General features: G+C 63.9%; 16 protein-coding genes and 1 riboswitch. Of the genes, 7 read left to right on the forward strand and 9 right to left on the reverse strand.

Going from position 1 to position 16,045, the window contains the following annotated elements; genetic code table 11:
• Window positions 1–161: 161 nt before the first annotated feature.
• Both ACZO3G_RS08540 and ACZO3G_RS08545 read left to right on the forward strand, forming a co-directional pair.
• Window positions 162–1,577, forward strand: coding sequence for an alanine/glycine:cation symporter family protein (locus ACZO3G_RS08540; RefSeq protein ID WP_276871862.1), 1,416 nt, complete (start codon window positions 162–164; stop codon window positions 1,575–1,577).
• Window positions 1,543–2,223: a YjjG family noncanonical pyrimidine nucleotidase gene (locus tag ACZO3G_RS08545; RefSeq protein ID WP_276871863.1), complete on the forward strand. Its 681-nt coding sequence runs from the start codon at window positions 1,543–1,545 to the stop codon at window positions 2,221–2,223. Before ACZO3G_RS08540 ends, ACZO3G_RS08545 begins: the two co-directional genes overlap by 35 nt.
• A gap of 61 nt (window positions 2,224–2,284) precedes the next feature.
• Here ACZO3G_RS08545 and pheA read toward each other — a convergent pair whose 3' ends face one another.
• Window positions 2,285–3,400 carry a prephenate dehydratase gene (pheA, locus tag ACZO3G_RS08550; RefSeq protein WP_276871865.1) on the reverse strand — a complete coding sequence of 372 codons (1,116 nt, stop codon included), beginning with the start codon at window positions 3,398–3,400 and terminating at the stop codon, window positions 2,285–2,287.
• Window positions 3,401–3,612: 212 nt separating this feature from the next.
• Window positions 3,613–4,626: a 3-deoxy-7-phosphoheptulonate synthase gene (aroF, locus tag ACZO3G_RS08555; RefSeq protein ID WP_276871867.1), complete on the reverse strand. Its 1,014-nt coding sequence runs from the start codon at window positions 4,624–4,626 to the stop codon at window positions 3,613–3,615.
• 77 nt (window positions 4,627–4,703) lie between these two features.
• Between aroF and ACZO3G_RS08560 the strand changes: the two genes are divergently transcribed.
• Complete coding sequence (locus tag ACZO3G_RS08560) at window positions 4,704–5,024, forward strand: hypothetical protein (protein WP_302550058.1); 321 nt, start codon at window positions 4,704–4,706, stop codon at window positions 5,022–5,024.
• On the opposite strand, the gene groL is transcribed toward ACZO3G_RS08560, so the two are convergent.
• Together groL and ACZO3G_RS08570 are read right to left on the reverse strand one after the other, a co-directional pair.
• Window positions 5,021–6,649, reverse strand: coding sequence for a chaperonin GroEL (gene groL / locus ACZO3G_RS08565; protein WP_101549794.1), 1,629 nt, complete (start codon window positions 6,647–6,649; stop codon window positions 5,021–5,023). The genes ACZO3G_RS08560 and groL overlap by 4 nt on opposite strands.
• Before the next feature lie 46 nt (window positions 6,650–6,695).
• Window positions 6,696–6,980: a co-chaperone GroES gene (locus ACZO3G_RS08570; RefSeq protein ID WP_101549792.1), complete on the reverse strand. Its 285-nt coding sequence runs from the start codon at window positions 6,978–6,980 to the stop codon at window positions 6,696–6,698.
• A 231-nt stretch (window positions 6,981–7,211) separates the two neighbouring features.
• Between ACZO3G_RS08570 and ACZO3G_RS08575 the strand changes: the two genes are divergently transcribed.
• On the forward strand, window positions 7,212–8,150 hold the full coding sequence (locus tag ACZO3G_RS08575) for a D-2-hydroxyacid dehydrogenase (RefSeq protein ID WP_276871875.1): 939 nt from the start codon (window positions 7,212–7,214) through the stop codon (window positions 8,148–8,150).
• A gap of 290 nt (window positions 8,151–8,440) precedes the next feature.
• Here the strand turns inward: ACZO3G_RS08575 and ACZO3G_RS08580 are convergent, their stop codons facing one another.
• The 5 genes from ACZO3G_RS08580 to ACZO3G_RS08600 form a co-directional block, all read right to left on the reverse strand.
• Entirely contained in the window at window positions 8,441–9,019 is a 579-nt protein-coding gene (locus ACZO3G_RS08580; protein ID WP_276871876.1) for a folate family ECF transporter S component, read from the reverse strand.
• Window positions 9,020–9,087: 68 nt separating this feature from the next.
• A riboswitch (THF riboswitch) is annotated at window positions 9,088–9,185 on the reverse strand.
• Between the two features lie 66 nt (window positions 9,186–9,251).
• Window positions 9,252–10,010, reverse strand: a complete 759-nt coding sequence (locus tag ACZO3G_RS08585; RefSeq protein WP_101549784.1) for a phosphoenolpyruvate-utilizing N-terminal domain-containing protein — start codon at window positions 10,008–10,010, stop codon at window positions 9,252–9,254.
• Between the two features lie 187 nt (window positions 10,011–10,197).
• On the reverse strand, window positions 10,198–11,859 hold the full coding sequence (locus ACZO3G_RS08590; protein ID WP_101549782.1) for a hypothetical protein: 1,662 nt from the start codon (window positions 11,857–11,859) through the stop codon (window positions 10,198–10,200).
• Window positions 11,860–11,975: 116 nt separating this feature from the next.
• Complete coding sequence (locus tag ACZO3G_RS08595; protein WP_101549779.1) at window positions 11,976–13,319, reverse strand: AI-2E family transporter; 1,344 nt, start codon at window positions 13,317–13,319, stop codon at window positions 11,976–11,978.
• Window positions 13,320–13,405: 86 nt separating this feature from the next.
• A complete protein-coding gene (locus ACZO3G_RS08600) occupies window positions 13,406–13,873 on the reverse strand; it encodes a TspO/MBR family protein (protein ID WP_276871877.1) in 468 nt (155 codons plus the stop codon).
• Between the two features lie 224 nt (window positions 13,874–14,097).
• Between ACZO3G_RS08600 and ACZO3G_RS08605 the strand changes: the two genes are divergently transcribed.
• From ACZO3G_RS08605 to nth, 3 genes are read left to right on the forward strand one after another with little or no spacing between them, the layout of a single operon-like run.
• Window positions 14,098–14,676 (forward strand): chromate transporter, encoded by a 579-nt coding sequence (locus ACZO3G_RS08605; RefSeq protein WP_101549774.1) that lies wholly within the window; start codon window positions 14,098–14,100, stop codon window positions 14,674–14,676.
• Window positions 14,673–15,263, forward strand: a complete 591-nt coding sequence (locus tag ACZO3G_RS08610) for a chromate transporter (RefSeq protein WP_101549771.1) — start codon at window positions 14,673–14,675, stop codon at window positions 15,261–15,263. Before ACZO3G_RS08605 ends, ACZO3G_RS08610 begins: the two co-directional genes overlap by 4 nt.
• A 12-nt stretch (window positions 15,264–15,275) precedes the next feature.
• A complete protein-coding gene (gene nth, locus ACZO3G_RS08615) occupies window positions 15,276–15,920 on the forward strand; it encodes an endonuclease III (protein ID WP_276871881.1) in 645 nt (214 codons plus the stop codon).
• Window positions 15,921–16,045 lie beyond the last annotated feature (125 nt).

Below are 16,045 nucleotides of genomic sequence, written 5' to 3' on the forward strand. Positions count from 1 at the left end.
CCGCGCCCGCCGGACGCGGGCGCGGTTGTGCAATGGTTCTATTATATGGGATTATTTGCAAAAAATCAAATTTTTTTGCGCGCGGGCGCGCCGTTGACGCGCCCGCGCGCAAAATGCTATGATGTTTCCGGGACTTCCCGGGAACACGCTGGGAGGATGACATGGAAAAACTTGCGGAAGGGATCGCAACGCTCAACCAACTGGTCGGCGGCTTCGTGTGGGGGCCCGTCATGATCGGCTTCCTGCTGCTCGCGGGCCTCTATTTCACGGTCGGCACCGGTTTTTTCCAATTCCGGCGGTTCGGGCTGTGGCTGCGCGGCACCCTTTTCGCCATCTTCCGCAGCCCCGATGTGCGCGACCGGCGCGATCCCGGCGCGATCTCCCAGTTCCAGGCGCTCGCCACCGCGCTGGCGGGCACCATCGGCACCGGCAACATCGTCGGCGTGGCCACCGCGATCACAGCGGGCGGGCCGGGGGCCATCTTCTGGATGTGGATCTCCGCGCTCGTCGGCATGATGACCAAATACGCCGAAAACGTCCTCGGCAACCGCTACCGCTACCGCGACGCCCAGGGCAAATGGGTCGGCGGGCCGATGGTCTACATCGAGCGGGGGCTCGGCTGCCGCTGGCTCGCGGTCCTCTTCGCCGTCTTCTGCGCGGCCGCCTCCTTCGGCATCGGCAACATGACCCAGGCCAACTCCATTTCGGGGGCGCTCGCCTCCTCCTTCGGCCTCTCCCCGCTCGCCGTCGGCATCGCCGTCGCCACCCTCGCCGGGGTGGTCATCCTCGGCGGCATCAAGCGGCTCGCCTCGGTCACGGAGCGCCTCGTGCCCTTCATGGCGGTCACCTACACCCTCGGCGGCGTTCTCATCATCTGCCTCAACTGGCGCGGCATCCCCGCCGCCTTCTCCGCCATCCTCTCCGACGCGTTCACCCTGCGGGCCGCGGGGGGAGGCGCGGTGGGATTCATCCTCTCGGACGCCGTCCGCTACGGCGTGGCGCGCGGGGTCTTCACCAACGAGGCCGGGCTCGGCAGCTCGGTCATCGTCAATTCCGCCTCCAACGTGAAGGAACCCGTCCGCCAGGGGATGTGGGGAATCTTCGAGGTCTTTTTCGACACGATCGTCATGTGCACGATCACCGCTCTGGCCATCCTCACCTCGGGCGCGCACCTGCTCGGCGGGGACGGCGCGGAGCTCGCCATCGCCGCCTTTTCCAGCGGCTTCGGCCGGTTCGGCGGGGTGTTCATCACGCTGGCCGTCTGCTGCTTCGCCTTCGCCACCATCCTCGGCTGGTCCTACTACGGCGAACGCGCCGTCGACTACCTCTTCGGCGCACGCGCCCGCATCGGCTACCGCCTCTGCTTCATCGGCATGACCGTCGTCGGCTGCGTGGGCAGCCTCCAGCTCGTCTGGAGCGTCTCCGACACCTTCAACGGCCTCATGGCCCTGCCCAACCTGATCGCGGTGCTGCTGCTCTCCCCGGAGGTGTTCGCCGCCACCCGCGACTACCTCGGACGTATCAAAAAAGGAGGACCCTCCCATGAAATACGACGTCATTCTGCTCGACGCGGATGAGACCCTCTTCGACTACCGGCGGGCTGCCCGCGAGGCCCTCGCGGGCACCTGCGCCGCCTTCGGCGTCCCCTTCAACGAAGAGGTCCACGCCCGCTACCACGCGATCAACGACGCGCTCTGGAGGCTCTACGAGCAGGGCGGCACCACGCAGGAGGCCCTGCGGGTCGGGCGGTTCGAGCGGCTCGCCGCCGCGCTCGGCGCGTCCTTCGACCCCGCCGCCTTCAACGCCGCCTACACCGCCGCGCTCGGCGAGGGGGCCTATCTGCGCGAGGGCGCGCTCGAACTCTGCCGGGCGCTTTTTGGAAAGCGCCCCCTCTACATCGCCACCAACGGCCTTGTCGCGACCCAGAAGCGGCGGCTCGAAAAGTCCCCCCTGCGCCCGCTCGTCTCGGACATGTTCATCTCGGAGGAGATCGGCTTCCAAAAGCCGCGCAAGGAATATTTCGACGCGGTGCTCGCGGCAGTCGGGAACCCCGACCCCTCCCGCGTCATCCTGCTGGGCGACTCGCTCACCTCCGACATGGCGGGCGGCAGAAACGCCGGCGTCGCCACCTGCTGGCTCGCGCCGGAGGACGCCGTCGACACGGTCGGCTGCGACTACCGCGTCTCCGCCCTCCCCGATTTCATCCCCATCGCGCTGGCGTAGCGCGCTGCAAAACGCAAAAAAACAGGCGGACGCGACTGCGTCCGCCTGTTTTTCATTCCGTTCAGTCCCGGTCGCTCCGGTAGGCGCCGAGCAGCCGGAAGTCCTTGGCCCCGGCGGAGATCTCCGCGAGCACGCCGCGCACGTCGTCGCTGTCGACGTCCCCCTCGAAGTCGAGGTAGAAGCGGTAGCTCCACAGCTCCTCGGGGATGGGCCGGGACTCGATCTTCACAAGGTTGATCCGCCGGTCGGCGAAGTGCCGTAGGGTGTTGTAGAGGGTGCCCGATTCGTTGTCGAGCGAGAAGGCGAGACTCACCTTGTCCGCCCCGGCGGGCGCGAGCGCGCGCCCGATGACGATGAAGCGGGTCGCGTTGTGGCGGCTGTTCTCGATCGCCGGGGCGATGATCCTGAGCCCATAGAGGGCGGCCGCGCGTTCGCTCGCGATCGCCGCCTTGGCGGGGTCGCCCCCGTCGGCCACCAGGCGGGCGCTTTCGGCGGTGCTGTGGAACACGGCCTGTTCCCAGCCGGGGTGCTCCGCCAGAAAGCGGCTGCTCTGCTCGAGGCCCTGCTCGTGGGAATAGACGGCGCGCACCGTGTCGAGCGTCGCGCCCGCCACGCCCACGAGGTTCTGATGGATGCGCAGGCGGCGCTCCCCGACGATGAAGAAGCCGTAGCCGCCCAGCAGGTCGTATACCCGCGTGATCGCGCCGGTGGAGGAGTTCTCGATCGGCAGCACGCCGTAGTCGATCTCCCCGTCCCGCAGCGCGGTGAAGACGTCCTCGAACTCGGCGCAGGCGGTCCGCTCCCGGTCCTCGCCGAAGTAGTCGGCAAGCGCCTGCTCGGAGAAGGAGCCCGGCGCGCCGTAGTACCCTACCTTCCCGGTCAGCGGGGCCGCCTCACGCGGCAGCGCGCCGCCGATGTCCCGCCGCTGGGCCGCCCGGCTGATCGCCATCACCGCGTTCATAAACCGTTCCGCCTCGGCCGCGTAGTCCGGGTCCCGCAGCCGCGCGACCGCCTTATCGAGCACCACGCGCTCCCGGTCCCGCTGCAGGACCTGCATGTTCCGCGCCTTTTTAAACCGCGCGACCTCGCGCACCACGTCCATCCGCCGCTCAAAGAGCGGGATCAGCTGGGAATCGATCTCGTCGATCTCCCGCCGGTAGCCTGCCAAATCCTCCATAAGTACCTCCCTGCGGCTTTCTTTCAAGAAAGCCCGCCAAAGAACTTTTGATTAGATATGCCGCGGCGAACCGCCTGACGCTCGCGGCGTACGAATGGGGCCTTGCCGCACGGGCGGCGGGTTGGGCTGGGGCGGCGGTTCGCCTGAACCCCAGTTTTCGCCAGGCCTTTTTCAAAAGGCCGCTTTTTACAACCGTCCGTTCCCCCGCATCCCTACAGCTCCCTGCCGACGGCGTGGGCGATGGCTCGCAGCTCCTTGACGAGCTCGCCGTAGACGCTCGGGCGGATCGACTGCTGGCCGTCGCAGAGGGCGTTGGCGGGGTCGTTGTGCACCTCGATGATCAGCCCGTCTGTGCCGACGGCGACGGCCGCCTTGGCGAGCGGGTCGACCATCCACCACTTGCCGCTCGCGTGGCTGGGGTCGACGACGACGGGCAGGTGGCTGAGCTTTTTGACCGCCGGGATCGCCGAGAGGTCGAGGGTGTTGCGGGTGTAGGTCTCGAAGGTGCGGATGCCCCGCTCGCAGAGGATGATGTTCTCGTTGCCGCCCGCCATGATGTATTCGGCGCTCATCAGCCATTCCTCGATCGTGGCGGAAAGGCCGCGCTTGAGGAGGATGGGCTTGTGGGTGTGGCCGAGCTCCTTGAGCAGCTCGAAGTTCTGCATGTTGCGCGCGCCCACCTGGATGACGTCCACGTCCTCCGCGAAGAGCTCGATGTCGTAGGGGGACATGATCTCGGTCACGATCGGAAGTCCCGTCTTGGCGCGGGCCTCCTTGAGCAGCCTCAGGCCGTCGTACTTGAGTCCCTGGAACGCATAGGGGGAGGTGCGGGGCTTGAACGCGCCGCCGCGCAGGAAATCCGCGCCCATCTCCTTAACCTGCTCCGCGATGCCGCAGATCTGCTCCTCGCTCTCGACCGAGCAGGGCCCCGCCATCATCGTGATCTTTTTGCCGCCGATCTCGCGGCCCCCCGCCTTCACGACGGTCGGGTCGGGATGGAACATGCGGTTGGCCTTTTTGAACGGCTCGGCGACGTGCATGACGCGCTCGACGTTGCGGTTTGCCTCGATCCAAGTCGGGTCGATCTTGCTCGTGTCGCCCACGAGGCCGAGGATGATCAGGTCCTTGCCGATGACCGGGTTGACCTCCACGCCCCGGCTGGTGAGCGCGTCGGTGAGCTTGTCGATCTCCTGCTGCGGGGTTCGGGGTCTCATAATGACGATCATTGCGGTTGCCTCCAATAAATTTGATTTTACGCAAGGGTCCGTCATCCGCGCATACAAAAAGAGGACCCATTGCGTCAATGAGTCCTCTGGATATATTCCCTGCGATCAGCCGCGCGGAACTATCTGCTCATCAAACACAATCTTTTTCCATAGCCAAAAAAGCCGGTGCTAAAGGAAAAGCCCCAGCTAAAAAAGCCGAAAAATCGATTCTGTTTGAGGGTGAGCTTGTTCATGGCTTCCTCCGCGTGTCTGGTTTGGTTGTTTTCATTATAATCGAATTGCACAATCTGTCAAGGCATTTTTTGAAATTTTTCACAGCGGCCCGTCCCACAGGCACACAAAAAAGGCCCCGGCGCACTGCGCCGGGGCCTTTGGGGTGCGGGGTTTCGCGGGATTAATACATGCCGCCCATGCCGCCCGCGGGAGCCGCGGGGACCGGGTTCTCTTCCTTCTCGTCCGAGACGAGGCTCTCGGTGGTGAGGACCATCGCCGCCACGGAAGCGGCGTTCTGGATCGCGCTGCGGGTGACCTTGGTCGGGTCGACGATGCCCAGCTCGATCATGTCGCCGTAGGTCTCCTTGGCGAAGTCGAAGCCGTAGCCGACCTTGCGGGTGCGGCGGAGCTTGTCGATGATGACCGAGCCCTCCATGCCGGCGTTCTCGGCGATCTGGCGGATGGGCTCCTCCAGCGCGCGGCGGACGATGCGGGCGCCGGTCTTCTCGTCGCCGTCGAGGCCCGGGATGAGCTTTTCGACCGCCGGGATGGTGTTGAGCAGCGCCACGCCGCCGCCGGCGACGATGCCTTCCTCAACAGCCGCCTTGGTCGCGGACAGGGCGTCCTCGATGCGCAGCTTCTTTTCCTTCATCTCGATCTCGGTGGCAGCGCCGACGCGGATGACCGCGACGCCGCCGGAGAGCTTCGCCAGGCGCTCCTGGAGCTTCTCCTTGTCGTAATCGCTGGTGGTCGTCTCGATCTGGGCGCGGATCTGCGCGATGCGGTCCTTGATGGCCTTCTTGTCGCCCATGCCGTCGACGATGATCGTGTTCTCCTTCTGGATCTTGACCTGGCGCGCGCGGCCGAGCTGGTTCAGTTGGGTCTCCTTCAGCTCGAGGCCGACCTCTTCGCTGATGACCTGGCCGCCGGTCAGGATGGCGATATCCTGGAGCATCTCCTTGCGGCGGTCGCCAAAGCCGGGGGCCTTGACCGCGACGCAGGTGAAGGTGCCGCGCAGGCGGTTGACGATGAGGGTGGAGAGCGCCTCGCCCTCGACGTCCTCAGCGATGATGAGCAGCTTCTTGCCGCCCTGGACCACCTGCTCGAGCAGGGGCAGGATCTCCTGGATGGAGGAGATTTTCTTGTCGGTGATGAGGATGTAGGCGTCGTCGAGGACGGCTTCCATCTTCTCGGTGTCGGTGACCATGTAGGGGGTGATATATCCGCGGTCGAACTGCATGCCCTCGACCACGTCGGTGTAGGTCTCGGCGGTCTTGGACTCCTCGATCGTGATGACGCCGTCGGCGGAAACCTTTTCCATCGCTTCGGAGATCAGTTCGCCGATGAACTCGTCGCCGGACGAGACGGACGCGACGCGCGCGATGTCCTTGCTGCCCTTGACCTTCTTGGAATTCTCCTTGAGCGACTCGACCGCCGCGTCGACCGCCTTGGCGATGCCCTTCTTGACCGCCATCGGGTTCGCGCCCGAGGTGACGTTCTTCATGCCCTCGCGCACCAGCGCCTGCGCCAGCAGGGTCGCGGTGGTGGTGCCGTCGCCGGCCGCGTCGTTGGTCTTGGTCGCGACCTCCTTGACCAGCTGCGCGCCCATGTTCTCATACGCGTCGGGCAGCTCGATCTCCTTGGCGATCGTCACGCCGTCGTTGGTGATGAGCGGGGCGCCGAACTTCTTGTCGAGCACGACGTTGCGGCCCTTGGGTCCCAGGGTGATCTTAACGGTGTCGGAAAGCTTGTCAATACCGGCCTGGAGCGCCTTGCGGGCATCCTCGCCATAGCAGATAACCTTAGCCATATTTATCAGTCTCCTATATCAAAATTTATTGTTCACAGGGCTGTGATCATTCCACGATCGCGAGGATGTCGTTCTGGCGCACGATGGTGTATTCCTCGCCGTCCACCTTGACCTGCGTGCCGGAATACTTGCTCATCAGGACCTTGTCGCCGACCTTGACGGTCATCTTGACTTCCTTACCGTCAACCAGGCCGCCCGGGCCGACCGCCAGAACTTCGGCGATTTCCGGTTTTTCCTTCGCGGAGCCCGCCAAAATGATGCCGCTCTTGGTGGTCTCTTCCGCTTCCGCCATCTTTGTGACAACTCTGTCTGCCAATGGTTTGATCGTCATGATGAATTCCTCCAGTTATTATAATAGTTTTTTGACAAATTTAAGGAGATTTGTTAGCACTCTTTCTCTCTGAGTGCTAAGACTATTCTAATACATTTTTTCTAAAAATCAAGCCCTTTTCCAAAAAATTTTCAATGTTAACATTTTGGTAACAATCGCCCGTCCGCGCCCCCAGTTTCTTGTAATGCGCGCCCGCTTCTGTTACAATGTCCCTGCAAGGGAGGTCAGGGCATGAAAGTAGTGGTTCTCGACGGATTTCTCGCGGGGTACGGCACGGGCGGCCTGCCGCTCGACCCCGCGCGCTTTACGGTGGAATGGTATGGCGACACCCCGCCCGGGCAGATCGCCGCGCGCATCGGAGACGCCGAAGCGGTCTTCACCAACCGCGCGCCCCTCACCGCGGAGACCTTCGCCGCCTGTCCGCGCCTGCGGTTCGCGGGCACCTTCGGCACCGGCTACAACATGATCGACCTCGAGGCGGCGCGCCGCGCGGGCGTGACGGTCCGCAACGTGCCCTCCTACAGCACGATGGCGGTCGCGCAGAGCACCATCTCGCTGCTCCTCTCGATCGCCTGCGCCACCCCGGAGCACGCCCGCTACGTCCGCGAGGGCCGCTGGGTCTCCCCCACCGACCCGCAGGTCGCCGGGCGGCGGATGTTCGAGCTCGCGGGCAGAACGCTCGGCGTCATCGGCTACGGCGAGATCGGCCGCGCGGTGGCGAAGATCGCCGCCGCGCTCGGCATGGAGGTGCTCGCCTGCCGCCGCCGTCCCGCGTCCGGAGACGGCGCGGCCCGGATGGTCCCGCTCGGCGAGCTGCTCGCGAAATCGGACGTGGTGAGCATCCACTGCCCGCTGACCGACGAGACCCGCGGCATGGTGGACGCGGAGATGATCTCCCGCATGAAGCCGGGCGCGGTGCTGCTCAACACGGCGCGCGGCGCGATCCTCAACGAGCGGGACGTGGCCGACGCGCTCGACTCCGGCAGGCTCTACATGGCCGGGCTCGACGTGCTCTCCGAGGAGCCGCCCGCGCCCGGCCACCCGCTCGCCTTTCATCCGCGCGTCATCTGCACCCCGCATGTGAGCTGGATGCCCGTCGAGACGCGCGAACGTCTGCTGCGCCTCGCGGCCGAGAACCTCACGCGCTTCGCCGCCCAGGGAGGGCTTTGAAAATCCCCCCCTGAACCCCGCCAGGGAGGACTTTGAAAAGTCCCCCTGGACCCCGAAACTTTTGATGCGGGCAGGGCGCCGTCCCCTATCGCGCCACGCCGCCCGCGAGGTTCTTTCCCAAATAAAAATTTTCGCCCGCCTTTTTTAAAAGGCGGCGGGTGAGAAAACGCCCGGCACTCTTTCAGAGTGCCGGGCGTTTTCGAGGGCGGAGCCCTTTACCCGGGCCCGCAGGCCCTGCTTCAGGAGCATTTTCTTTGCTTCTTTCTTTTGCGATAGAAAAGAAAGAAGGTTCACACAAGGGCGCGCGCGCGGATGGTCGCAGTGGCCTTGAGCAGCGCGTAGAGCATCGCCACTTCGATCGGGAAGAGGAAGAGGTTCTTGATCACGCGCATGCCGACGAGCGCGACGAACGCCTGCCCGTACATCATCGACAGCCACAGCGGGTTGAGCAGGAAGGTGACCACCATCATGACGCTCAGATGCGCGGCTGCCGTGCGCCCGAGCGTGACCGGCTTGCGGTAGAGGATCAGCCCGTAGAGGAAGCCGCGCATGAATTCACTGATCGTGAACCCGGGGAAGAAGGCGCTTCCGTCGTTGCGGGTGAAGTACTTGAGGATGTCGATGGCCGCGCCCGCCAGCCCGGTGAGCACCGGGCCGAAGAGCATGCCGGCGGCCGCGATCGGCAGGAAGGTGAAACTCACGCGGATCAGCGCGCTTATGAAGATCGTGAACTGGTTGAGCAGCACCGACAGCGCCATGAGCATCGAGGTGCCCGTCAGCGAACGGACGCTGCGGATCTCCCGGGCCGACTCGGCGGTCAGGCGGGGAATCCCGCGCAGCTCCGCCGCAAGGGAAGAAAACCGATTCATCAAAAAAATAACCTCCTTTCATGTAACAGTCTCTTGCTACATGAAAAGAGGGCTCGCTCTTTGGATGCAGCAGCGGGATGCGGGACCGGCACCGCAAGGATTCCTTTTCGTCCGCCCGACAACTCCCCGTTCGGGCGGCACTTAACGCGCCGGTTCCTACTCTGCTATGAGTATGCTCCTATCATATCATATCCGCGAAAAAATGCAAGAGGGAACTTGCTTCCCTGCACCGTCAGCCCGACTGTCCGCGCGGGCCCTGGCAGCCCTCCCGCACCGCCATGAGGGTGCGCTCGTCCGGGTCCGCGAACACCTCGCCGGTGAAGCCGTTCACCACGACGACCCCGCCCTCCCGCAGGGTGAAGAGCCTCTCTCCCACCCGCGTCACGGCGGGCACCCCCATCGTGCGCGCGAGGATGCAGGCGTGGGACATCTGCGAGCCCCCGCTCGTGACGAGCGCGAGCACCCTGCCCCGCTCGATCCGCACCACCTCGCTGGGCAGCAGGTGGCGCGCCGCGAGCACCCACGGCTCCGGACCGCGCCCCGGCAGGTCCGCCTCCTTTTCGCCGCGCAACCTCCGCATGACCCCGTTGCACACGTCGGTCACGTCCGCGCTGCGTTCCCGCATGTAGGCGTCGTCCATCGCCGCCAGCATCTGCGCAAGTTCCCGTCCGGCTTCCTGCACCGCGTATTCCGCGGTCAGGCCCTGCCGGACGATCCGGTCGGTCACCCGGTCCTCGAAGTCGGGATCGGTCAGCATGATCCGATGGATTTCAAAAATGCGAGCCTCGTCGGGGCCCGCCTCCTCCTGCGCGCGCAGCTGCAGCGCGTCGAGGATGCCGAGCGTCTCCGCGCGCGCCGCCTCGAACCGCTCCAGCTCCACGCGGCTGTCGGCGGCCGGGCAGGGCCCCACCTGGCGCACCGAGTTGTCGAAGAAATGCAGCCGCCCGAACACGAGCCCGCCGCTCCCGCCGATGCCCGTGAGCCTCTCCATCGTCCATCCCTCCTCCCGTGTGAATTTTACAGTTTAAAGCGGTATTTCAATACATCGCCCGGATTTCTTCCATTATAGTGAGGCAAACCTGTTCTGTCAACAAAAACAGGGCGAAAAAAGCGGTTCCGGCCGAAACGCCCCGCCGGGAAAAGAAAGGGGCCCCGCGGTTTCGCGGGACCCCTGCTGCTTATTTTTGGGTGTAGGCGAGGTTGTCGAACACGGTGGCCTGGCTGATGATCCCATCGCCCTCGGTGTATTCGATCTTGACGCGGTCCCCCTCGCGGGTGAGCGCCAGCTCGTCTGAGACGAGCGCGGGGACCGTGAAGATCTTGTCGGGGTGCTCCGCGAGGATCATCTTGTAGACCGTATCCCCGCCGCTCACCTCCGAGGCGATGCGCTCGACCGTCCCGGTGACCACGGCCTGCTCCGAGGCGGGCGGCGCGACCCCCGCGATGCCCGAATTCTTGAGCCCCTGCTGGTAGTCGCGCAGCGCGAGCGGAATCGTCTCGCCCGTGCCGACGATCGAATAGTTGGCGACCGATACGAAGGCGTACTGCTTGATGAGGCGGCTCTGGTCCTTGAGCGCCATGAAGTAGGTCGGCTGGCCCTCGACGTTCAGGATGAGCGGGAAGGTCGCGTCGTAGCCCAGGTGCTGGACCTTGCCCTCCGCCGAGCCCTGCGCCGCCATCTCGGTCGCGCCCGGCATCTGGTAGACGATCGATTCCTTGGTGACCATGTCGACCATGATGAACCCGATCGCGCTGTCGTCCCCGCCCACGCTCGTCATGCCGGTGAAGAGGTAGCAGCGGTCGTTGTTGTAGATGATCATGTGCCCGGCCGAGGCGCGGTATTTGTCCTTGTCCGCGAAGTTGAGCCAGCCGCGCACGTACTCGCCCTTGTTGTTGATCTGGCGGATGATGAAGTCCTCCGGCTGGATGCGGTCGACCCATTCGGGGATCGTGTCGATCGTATACTTTTCCATCTCGCCGGTGGTCGCGTTGACCACCCACGCGCCCGTCGCCTCGGGGAGGCTGAAGCCGCGCCGGTTGCGGTAGGTCGTATAGATCCAGTAGGGCTGGCCGTCGTCGGCGATCTCAAAGGAGGGGTCGGTGATCCCGTCGAACCACGCCCCGAAGAAGCGGGTGTGCCTCGTCAGGTCGTGCAGCAGGTAGTTGCCCGGCTGGTATTTCACCTTGAAATTTTCGACGTACTGCACGTCGTTCACATCGGTGGCGGACACAAGGATATAGCCCGGGGTGCCCGACATGTTGGTCAGCCACTTGAAGAGGCCGGAATGGTAGAGCGGCACCGCCCACACGAGCTTGCCGTCCACCCGCTGGATCGTCGCGTCGTTGCTGCCCAGGCGCACCTGGCTGCCGAGCCCCGCGCGCTCGCCGAGCTTCTTGTCGGCCAGCCGCACGGCCAGCTCCTGGTCTACGACCGGCACCTGGTTGAGGTCGACCGCCTGCATGCTCGCGGAAAACTCGACCACCTCGGAGGTGCCGAGCTGGTCGCGGAAGGCCTTCCAGTTGAAGATGAAGGAGGAGCCGACCAGCACCACGATGAAAAACACCCACGGCAGCGCAAGCAGGAGCTTGGTCCAGCGGGGGAACTTCTCGTTTGGCACATAGTTGAACGGCCGTTCGCTGCGGTCGGTGAACTGGAAGGTCAGCTCCCCGAAATGCATGAGCGCCCACGCGCCGACATAGAGGGTGATGACCACCGCCCAGAAGAAGGCGCCGTCCGAATAGAAGAAGGGGTTGAGATTGGGCGCCTCAAAAAAGATATAGAGGCAGATGCCAAGGGTAATGACAAGGTAGGTAACCAGCTTGTACCGTTTGACCTTCACAGTCAGTCCTCACTTTCGATGCCGCATTTTGTATAGAGTATTCTATCACACTTTTCCTCAGCGCGAGAGGAAACCGGCAAATCTTAACAAAAGATTCATCTTTCTTCACAGTTTGTTCACGCATCGGTCGAGTCGTTTTCCCTCCCGCCGGAGGCGTCCTCCGGCTCGTCCGTTTTTTTGCGGCGCGGCGGCCCGATGCGGGAGACGTGCGCCCCGCGCAGCATGCCCGGCGCGCCGCGCCGGGCGGGCTTCTGCTTCTTCGAGCCCTGCGGGATGGGCGAGTCGGGCGCGCTGTAGCTCACCAGTTCCAGCGGCATGCCGCGGGCGGCCAGCCGCGCGTCGACGAACCGCCAGATGAGCATGTAGACCACCGAGAAGACGGGCACGCCCAAAAACATCCCGATGAACCCGTAGAGGCCGCCGAACAGCATGATCGCGAAGATGACCCAGAAGGCCGAAAGCCCCGTAGAGTCCCCGAGGATTTTGGGGCCGAGGATGTTGCCGTCGAACTGCTGGAGGATGAGGATGAAAACGAGGAACCACAGCGCCTTGATCGGCGCGTCGATCAGGATGATGAAAAACGAGGGGATCGCGCCGATAAACGGCCCGAAATAGGGGATAACGTTGGTGACCCCCACGATGACCGAAATGAGCATCGCGTTGGGCATCTTGAAGAGGGTCATCCCCAAAAAGCAGAGGATGCCGATGATGAGGGAGTCGAGGATCTTCCCGCTGATGAAGCCGCCGAACACCCGGTTGGCCTCGGCGGTCAGGTCGAGCAGCCAGTCGGCGCGCTGCTGCGGAAGGATGGCGTACCAAACCTTTTTGCAGCCCGCGCAGAACCGCTCCTTGTCGAGCAGCATGTAGACCGAGATGATGATGCCCACCACCGTGCTGAGGAGCCCCGACGCAAAGCTGGTGGACGCCGAGACGAGCCAGGGAAGCAGCTGCTTCATCATCGAGACGGTCGAGTTCAGGATCGTGTCGGCGTACTGCCTGAGCGCGTTCGAGATCGTGGCGTCAAGGTCGAGGTCGGGGAAGAGCGCCAGCAGGCGCGGCAGCCAGGTGTCGGGCGAATTGAGGTAGCGGGAGAGCCTGTAGACGAGCCCCGTGATGCTCGAGATCAGCTGCGGGATGACGATCATGACGAAGACCGCGATCACCCCCGCCGCGAACAGGAAGGTCAGCAGCACCGCGACCGCGCGGATGCACTTGCCGCTGACGTGCTTTCCGAGCAGGGGGGAGAGGATGGCGCGCTCGATAAATTTCAAGATCGGATTGAGGATGTAGGCGATGCCGAACGCGTAGATGAAGGGGGAAATCAGCCCCAACACCGTCGAAAACGCCCTGCCCACCACCGGAAAATTGTTCAGCAGCCCGTAGAAGAGGATCGCCGCCGCCAGCACCAGAAACGCGTAGACGGCCATGGTCGTATCCCGTTTGTTGAAATTCAGTTTCATCTGCGCACCTTTTTTCTTCCGTCGTTTTGCCCGCGGGCCTTTTCCCTATTCTACCACAGCGGTAAAAAAATTGATAGAGGATGCGGTCAATTCAGCGCCGCGACCGCCCGGTTGAGCGCCGCCGCGTAGAGCAGCCAGCAGAGATAGGGCGCCGTGAGCCAGAGTGTGCGCCGGGAGAGCATCGCGAAACAGGCCGCGGTGACCGCGGCGAGCGCGAAAAGGGCGCACAGCTCCCAGAAGGCAAAACGGAAAAGCCCGAACCGGAAGAAGAGCGGGCTCCAGAGAAAATTGAGGAGGAGCTGCGCGCCGTAAAAGGTGAGCGCCTGCGTGCGCGCGGAGGAGGCGGGCTGCTCCCATATGAGATAGGCCGCGATCCCCAGCAGCAGGTAGAGCAGCGGCCACACGACCCCGAATATCCATGCGGGCGGCGCGAAGGCGGGCAGATCGAGCGATTCGTAGACCGCGCGGACGTCCCCCGAAAGCCAGTTGCTGAGCAGCCCGCCGGCCAGCGGGACGGCCACCGAGACCGCAAGGGGTTTGAGGCGGATGGTCATGGGCGTTCCCCTCTTCCATACAAAATTTTCCTTTCTGTAGCTTATGACAAAACAGTAACATTTATTCAGATTGTTTGACGGGGCCTGTCGTTTCGGGGTATAATAAACGCGTAACCGCATTTTCCGGCCGGCCCCGCCCGCGGGGCCGCGAGTTCGTCAGGGGTTCCCCTGGGCGCGCGGCTGATCAAACAGGCGTCGCCTGTGGAAAAGAGTCTGAATCGCACATGAAAAAGAATCACCCGCTTTTAAGACTGTTCGCCGCCTTCTTCAAGATCGGCCTCTTCACCTTCGGGGGCGGCTACGCGATGATCCCCCTCATCCACCGGGAGGCGGTGGAAACCCACCAGTGGATCAGCGACGAGGAGATGCTCGACGTGCTCGCCATCTCCGAGGCGACCCCCGGGCCCGTCTCCATCAACTCAGCCACCTTCATCGGCTACCGCGTCGCCGGGTTCTGGGGGGCCGCTTCCGCAACCCTCGGGGTCGCGCTGCCCTCCTTCCTCATCATCGCGGTGCTCTCCCTCTTCATCATGCAGTACCAGCGGTTCACCTGGCTGACCTGGGTGTTCGACGGCATCCGCGCGGGCGTCGTCGTGCTCATCCTCAATGCCGTCATCAAGCTCGGCAAGCAGGTCCCCCGCACCAACTTCGTCGCGATCGTCATCCTGATCGATTTCCTCGCGGCCTCCTTTTTCAACGTCAGCGTGATCCTTCTGCTCGTCCTCTCGGGCGCGGCCGGCGTCGTCCGCCAGCTTGTGATCGCGCGCAGGAACCCGGAAGCGGCGGGAGGTGACGGCAAATGATCAACCTCTACCTCTTCCTCACCTTTTTCAAGATCGGGCTTTTCACCTTCGGCGGCGGCTACGCGATGATCCCGATGATCCAGCAGGACATCCTCTCGCACGGCTGGCTCACCCAGCAGCAGCTCATCGATTTCATCGCCATCAGCGAGTCCACCCCCGGCCCCTTCGCGGTCAACATCGCCACCTTTGTGGGCATGTCCCAGTCGGGCGTCGCCGGCGCCGTCTGTGCCACCCTCGGCGTCGTGCTCCCCTCCTTCCTCATCATCCTCATCGTCGCGAAGTGGTTCGGCCGCATTCAGGAGAACATCTATGTGAAGGCCGTCTTTTACGGCCTGCGCCCCGCCGTCGTCGCCCTCGTCGCGTCGGCCGCGCTCTCGATCTTCACCGCGATCACCCTCGGCGGCCTCTCCCCCCACGCCCTGCTCTACTTCTGGACGCTGCCCCACATCAGCTGGCGCGCCATCCTGATCGGCGTGATCGTCTTCGCGGTCAGCCGCTGGCGCAAAAAGCTGCATCCCATCTGGCTCATCTGCATCTCCGGCGCGCTGGGATTCGTCTTCCACGCCGCGCTGCCCATGATTCCTTAAAGGAGGTTCCCCATGAACAAGAAAAAAGCCGCCCTGCAGGCGGTGGAGCTGCTGAAAGCGGAATACCCCGACGCGATCTGCTCCCTCGACTACCAAAAGCCCCACGAGCTGATGATCGCCACCCGTCTGGCCGCGCAGTGCACCGACGCGCGGGTCAACATCGTCTGCGTCGATCTCTTCCAGAAATACCAGAGCGTCCGGGACTTCGCGGAGGCGGACGTCGCCGACGTGGAGGCGATCGTGAAGCCCTGCGGCTTCTACCACACCAAGGCGAAGGACATCGTCGCGATGTGCCGGATGCTGATGGAGCAGTACGGCGGCGTGCTCCCCGACACGGTCGAGGAGCTGACCAAGCTCCCCGGCATCGGGCGCAAGACCGCGAACCTCGTGGTGGGCGACGTCTACGGGAAGCCCGCAATTGTCTGCGACACCCACTGCATCCGCATCACCAACCTGCTCGGCCTCACCGACAGCAAGGACCCCGCCAAGGTGGAGGAACAGCTCCGACCGCTGCTGCCGCCCGCCGAGTCCAACAACTTCTGCCACCGGCTGGTGCTGCACGGCCGCGCCGTCTGCATCGCGCGGCGGCCCCAATGTGACAAATGCGTGCTGAACGTCTGCTGCAAGCACTACAAGGATACATACAAGGTGAAATGACATGGCATGAAAAGCGGCCCGCCGTCGGGGCGGCACGCATAAAACAGCATAAGAATGTTTTCAGGAAACGGCGTAGCTTCGGCTATGCCGTTTCTCCGTTTTGCAGGTCAATCAGTAAAGACGCG

It is taken from the genome of Anaerotruncus sp. (assembly GCF_057433415.1).

What these genes read in the sequence shown, in the direction of transcription:
- ACZO3G_RS08540 (WP_276871862.1), top strand. Translation starts at nt 162, where the DNA reads ATGGAAAAACTTGCGGAAGGGATCGCAACGCTCAACCAACTGGTCGGC.
- ACZO3G_RS08545 (WP_276871863.1), top strand. Translation starts at nt 1,543, where the DNA reads ATGAAATACGACGTCATTCTGCTCGACGCGGATGAGACCCTCTTCGAC.
- pheA (WP_276871865.1), bottom strand. Translation starts at nt 3,400, where the DNA reads ATGGAGGATTTGGCAGGCTACCGGCGGGAGATCGACGAGATCGATTCC.
- aroF (WP_276871867.1), bottom strand. Translation starts at nt 4,626, where the DNA reads ATGATCGTCATTATGAGACCCCGAACCCCGCAGCAGGAGATCGACAAG.
- ACZO3G_RS08560 (WP_302550058.1), top strand. Translation starts at nt 4,704, where the DNA reads ATGAGTCCTCTGGATATATTCCCTGCGATCAGCCGCGCGGAACTATCT.
- groL (WP_101549794.1), bottom strand. Translation starts at nt 6,649, where the DNA reads ATGGCTAAGGTTATCTGCTATGGCGAGGATGCCCGCAAGGCGCTCCAG.
- ACZO3G_RS08570 (WP_101549792.1), bottom strand. Translation starts at nt 6,980, where the DNA reads ATGACGATCAAACCATTGGCAGACAGAGTTGTCACAAAGATGGCGGAA.
- ACZO3G_RS08575 (WP_276871875.1), top strand. Translation starts at nt 7,212, where the DNA reads ATGAAAGTAGTGGTTCTCGACGGATTTCTCGCGGGGTACGGCACGGGC.
- ACZO3G_RS08580 (WP_276871876.1), bottom strand. Translation starts at nt 9,019, where the DNA reads ATGAATCGGTTTTCTTCCCTTGCGGCGGAGCTGCGCGGGATTCCCCGC.
- ACZO3G_RS08585 (WP_101549784.1), bottom strand. Translation starts at nt 10,010, where the DNA reads ATGGAGAGGCTCACGGGCATCGGCGGGAGCGGCGGGCTCGTGTTCGGG.
- ACZO3G_RS08595 (WP_101549779.1), bottom strand. Translation starts at nt 13,319, where the DNA reads ATGAAACTGAATTTCAACAAACGGGATACGACCATGGCCGTCTACGCG.
- ACZO3G_RS08600 (WP_276871877.1), bottom strand. Translation starts at nt 13,873, where the DNA reads ATGACCATCCGCCTCAAACCCCTTGCGGTCTCGGTGGCCGTCCCGCTG.
- ACZO3G_RS08605 (WP_101549774.1), top strand. Translation starts at nt 14,098, where the DNA reads ATGAAAAAGAATCACCCGCTTTTAAGACTGTTCGCCGCCTTCTTCAAG.
- ACZO3G_RS08610 (WP_101549771.1), top strand. Translation starts at nt 14,673, where the DNA reads ATGATCAACCTCTACCTCTTCCTCACCTTTTTCAAGATCGGGCTTTTC.
- nth (WP_276871881.1), top strand. Translation starts at nt 15,276, where the DNA reads ATGAACAAGAAAAAAGCCGCCCTGCAGGCGGTGGAGCTGCTGAAAGCG.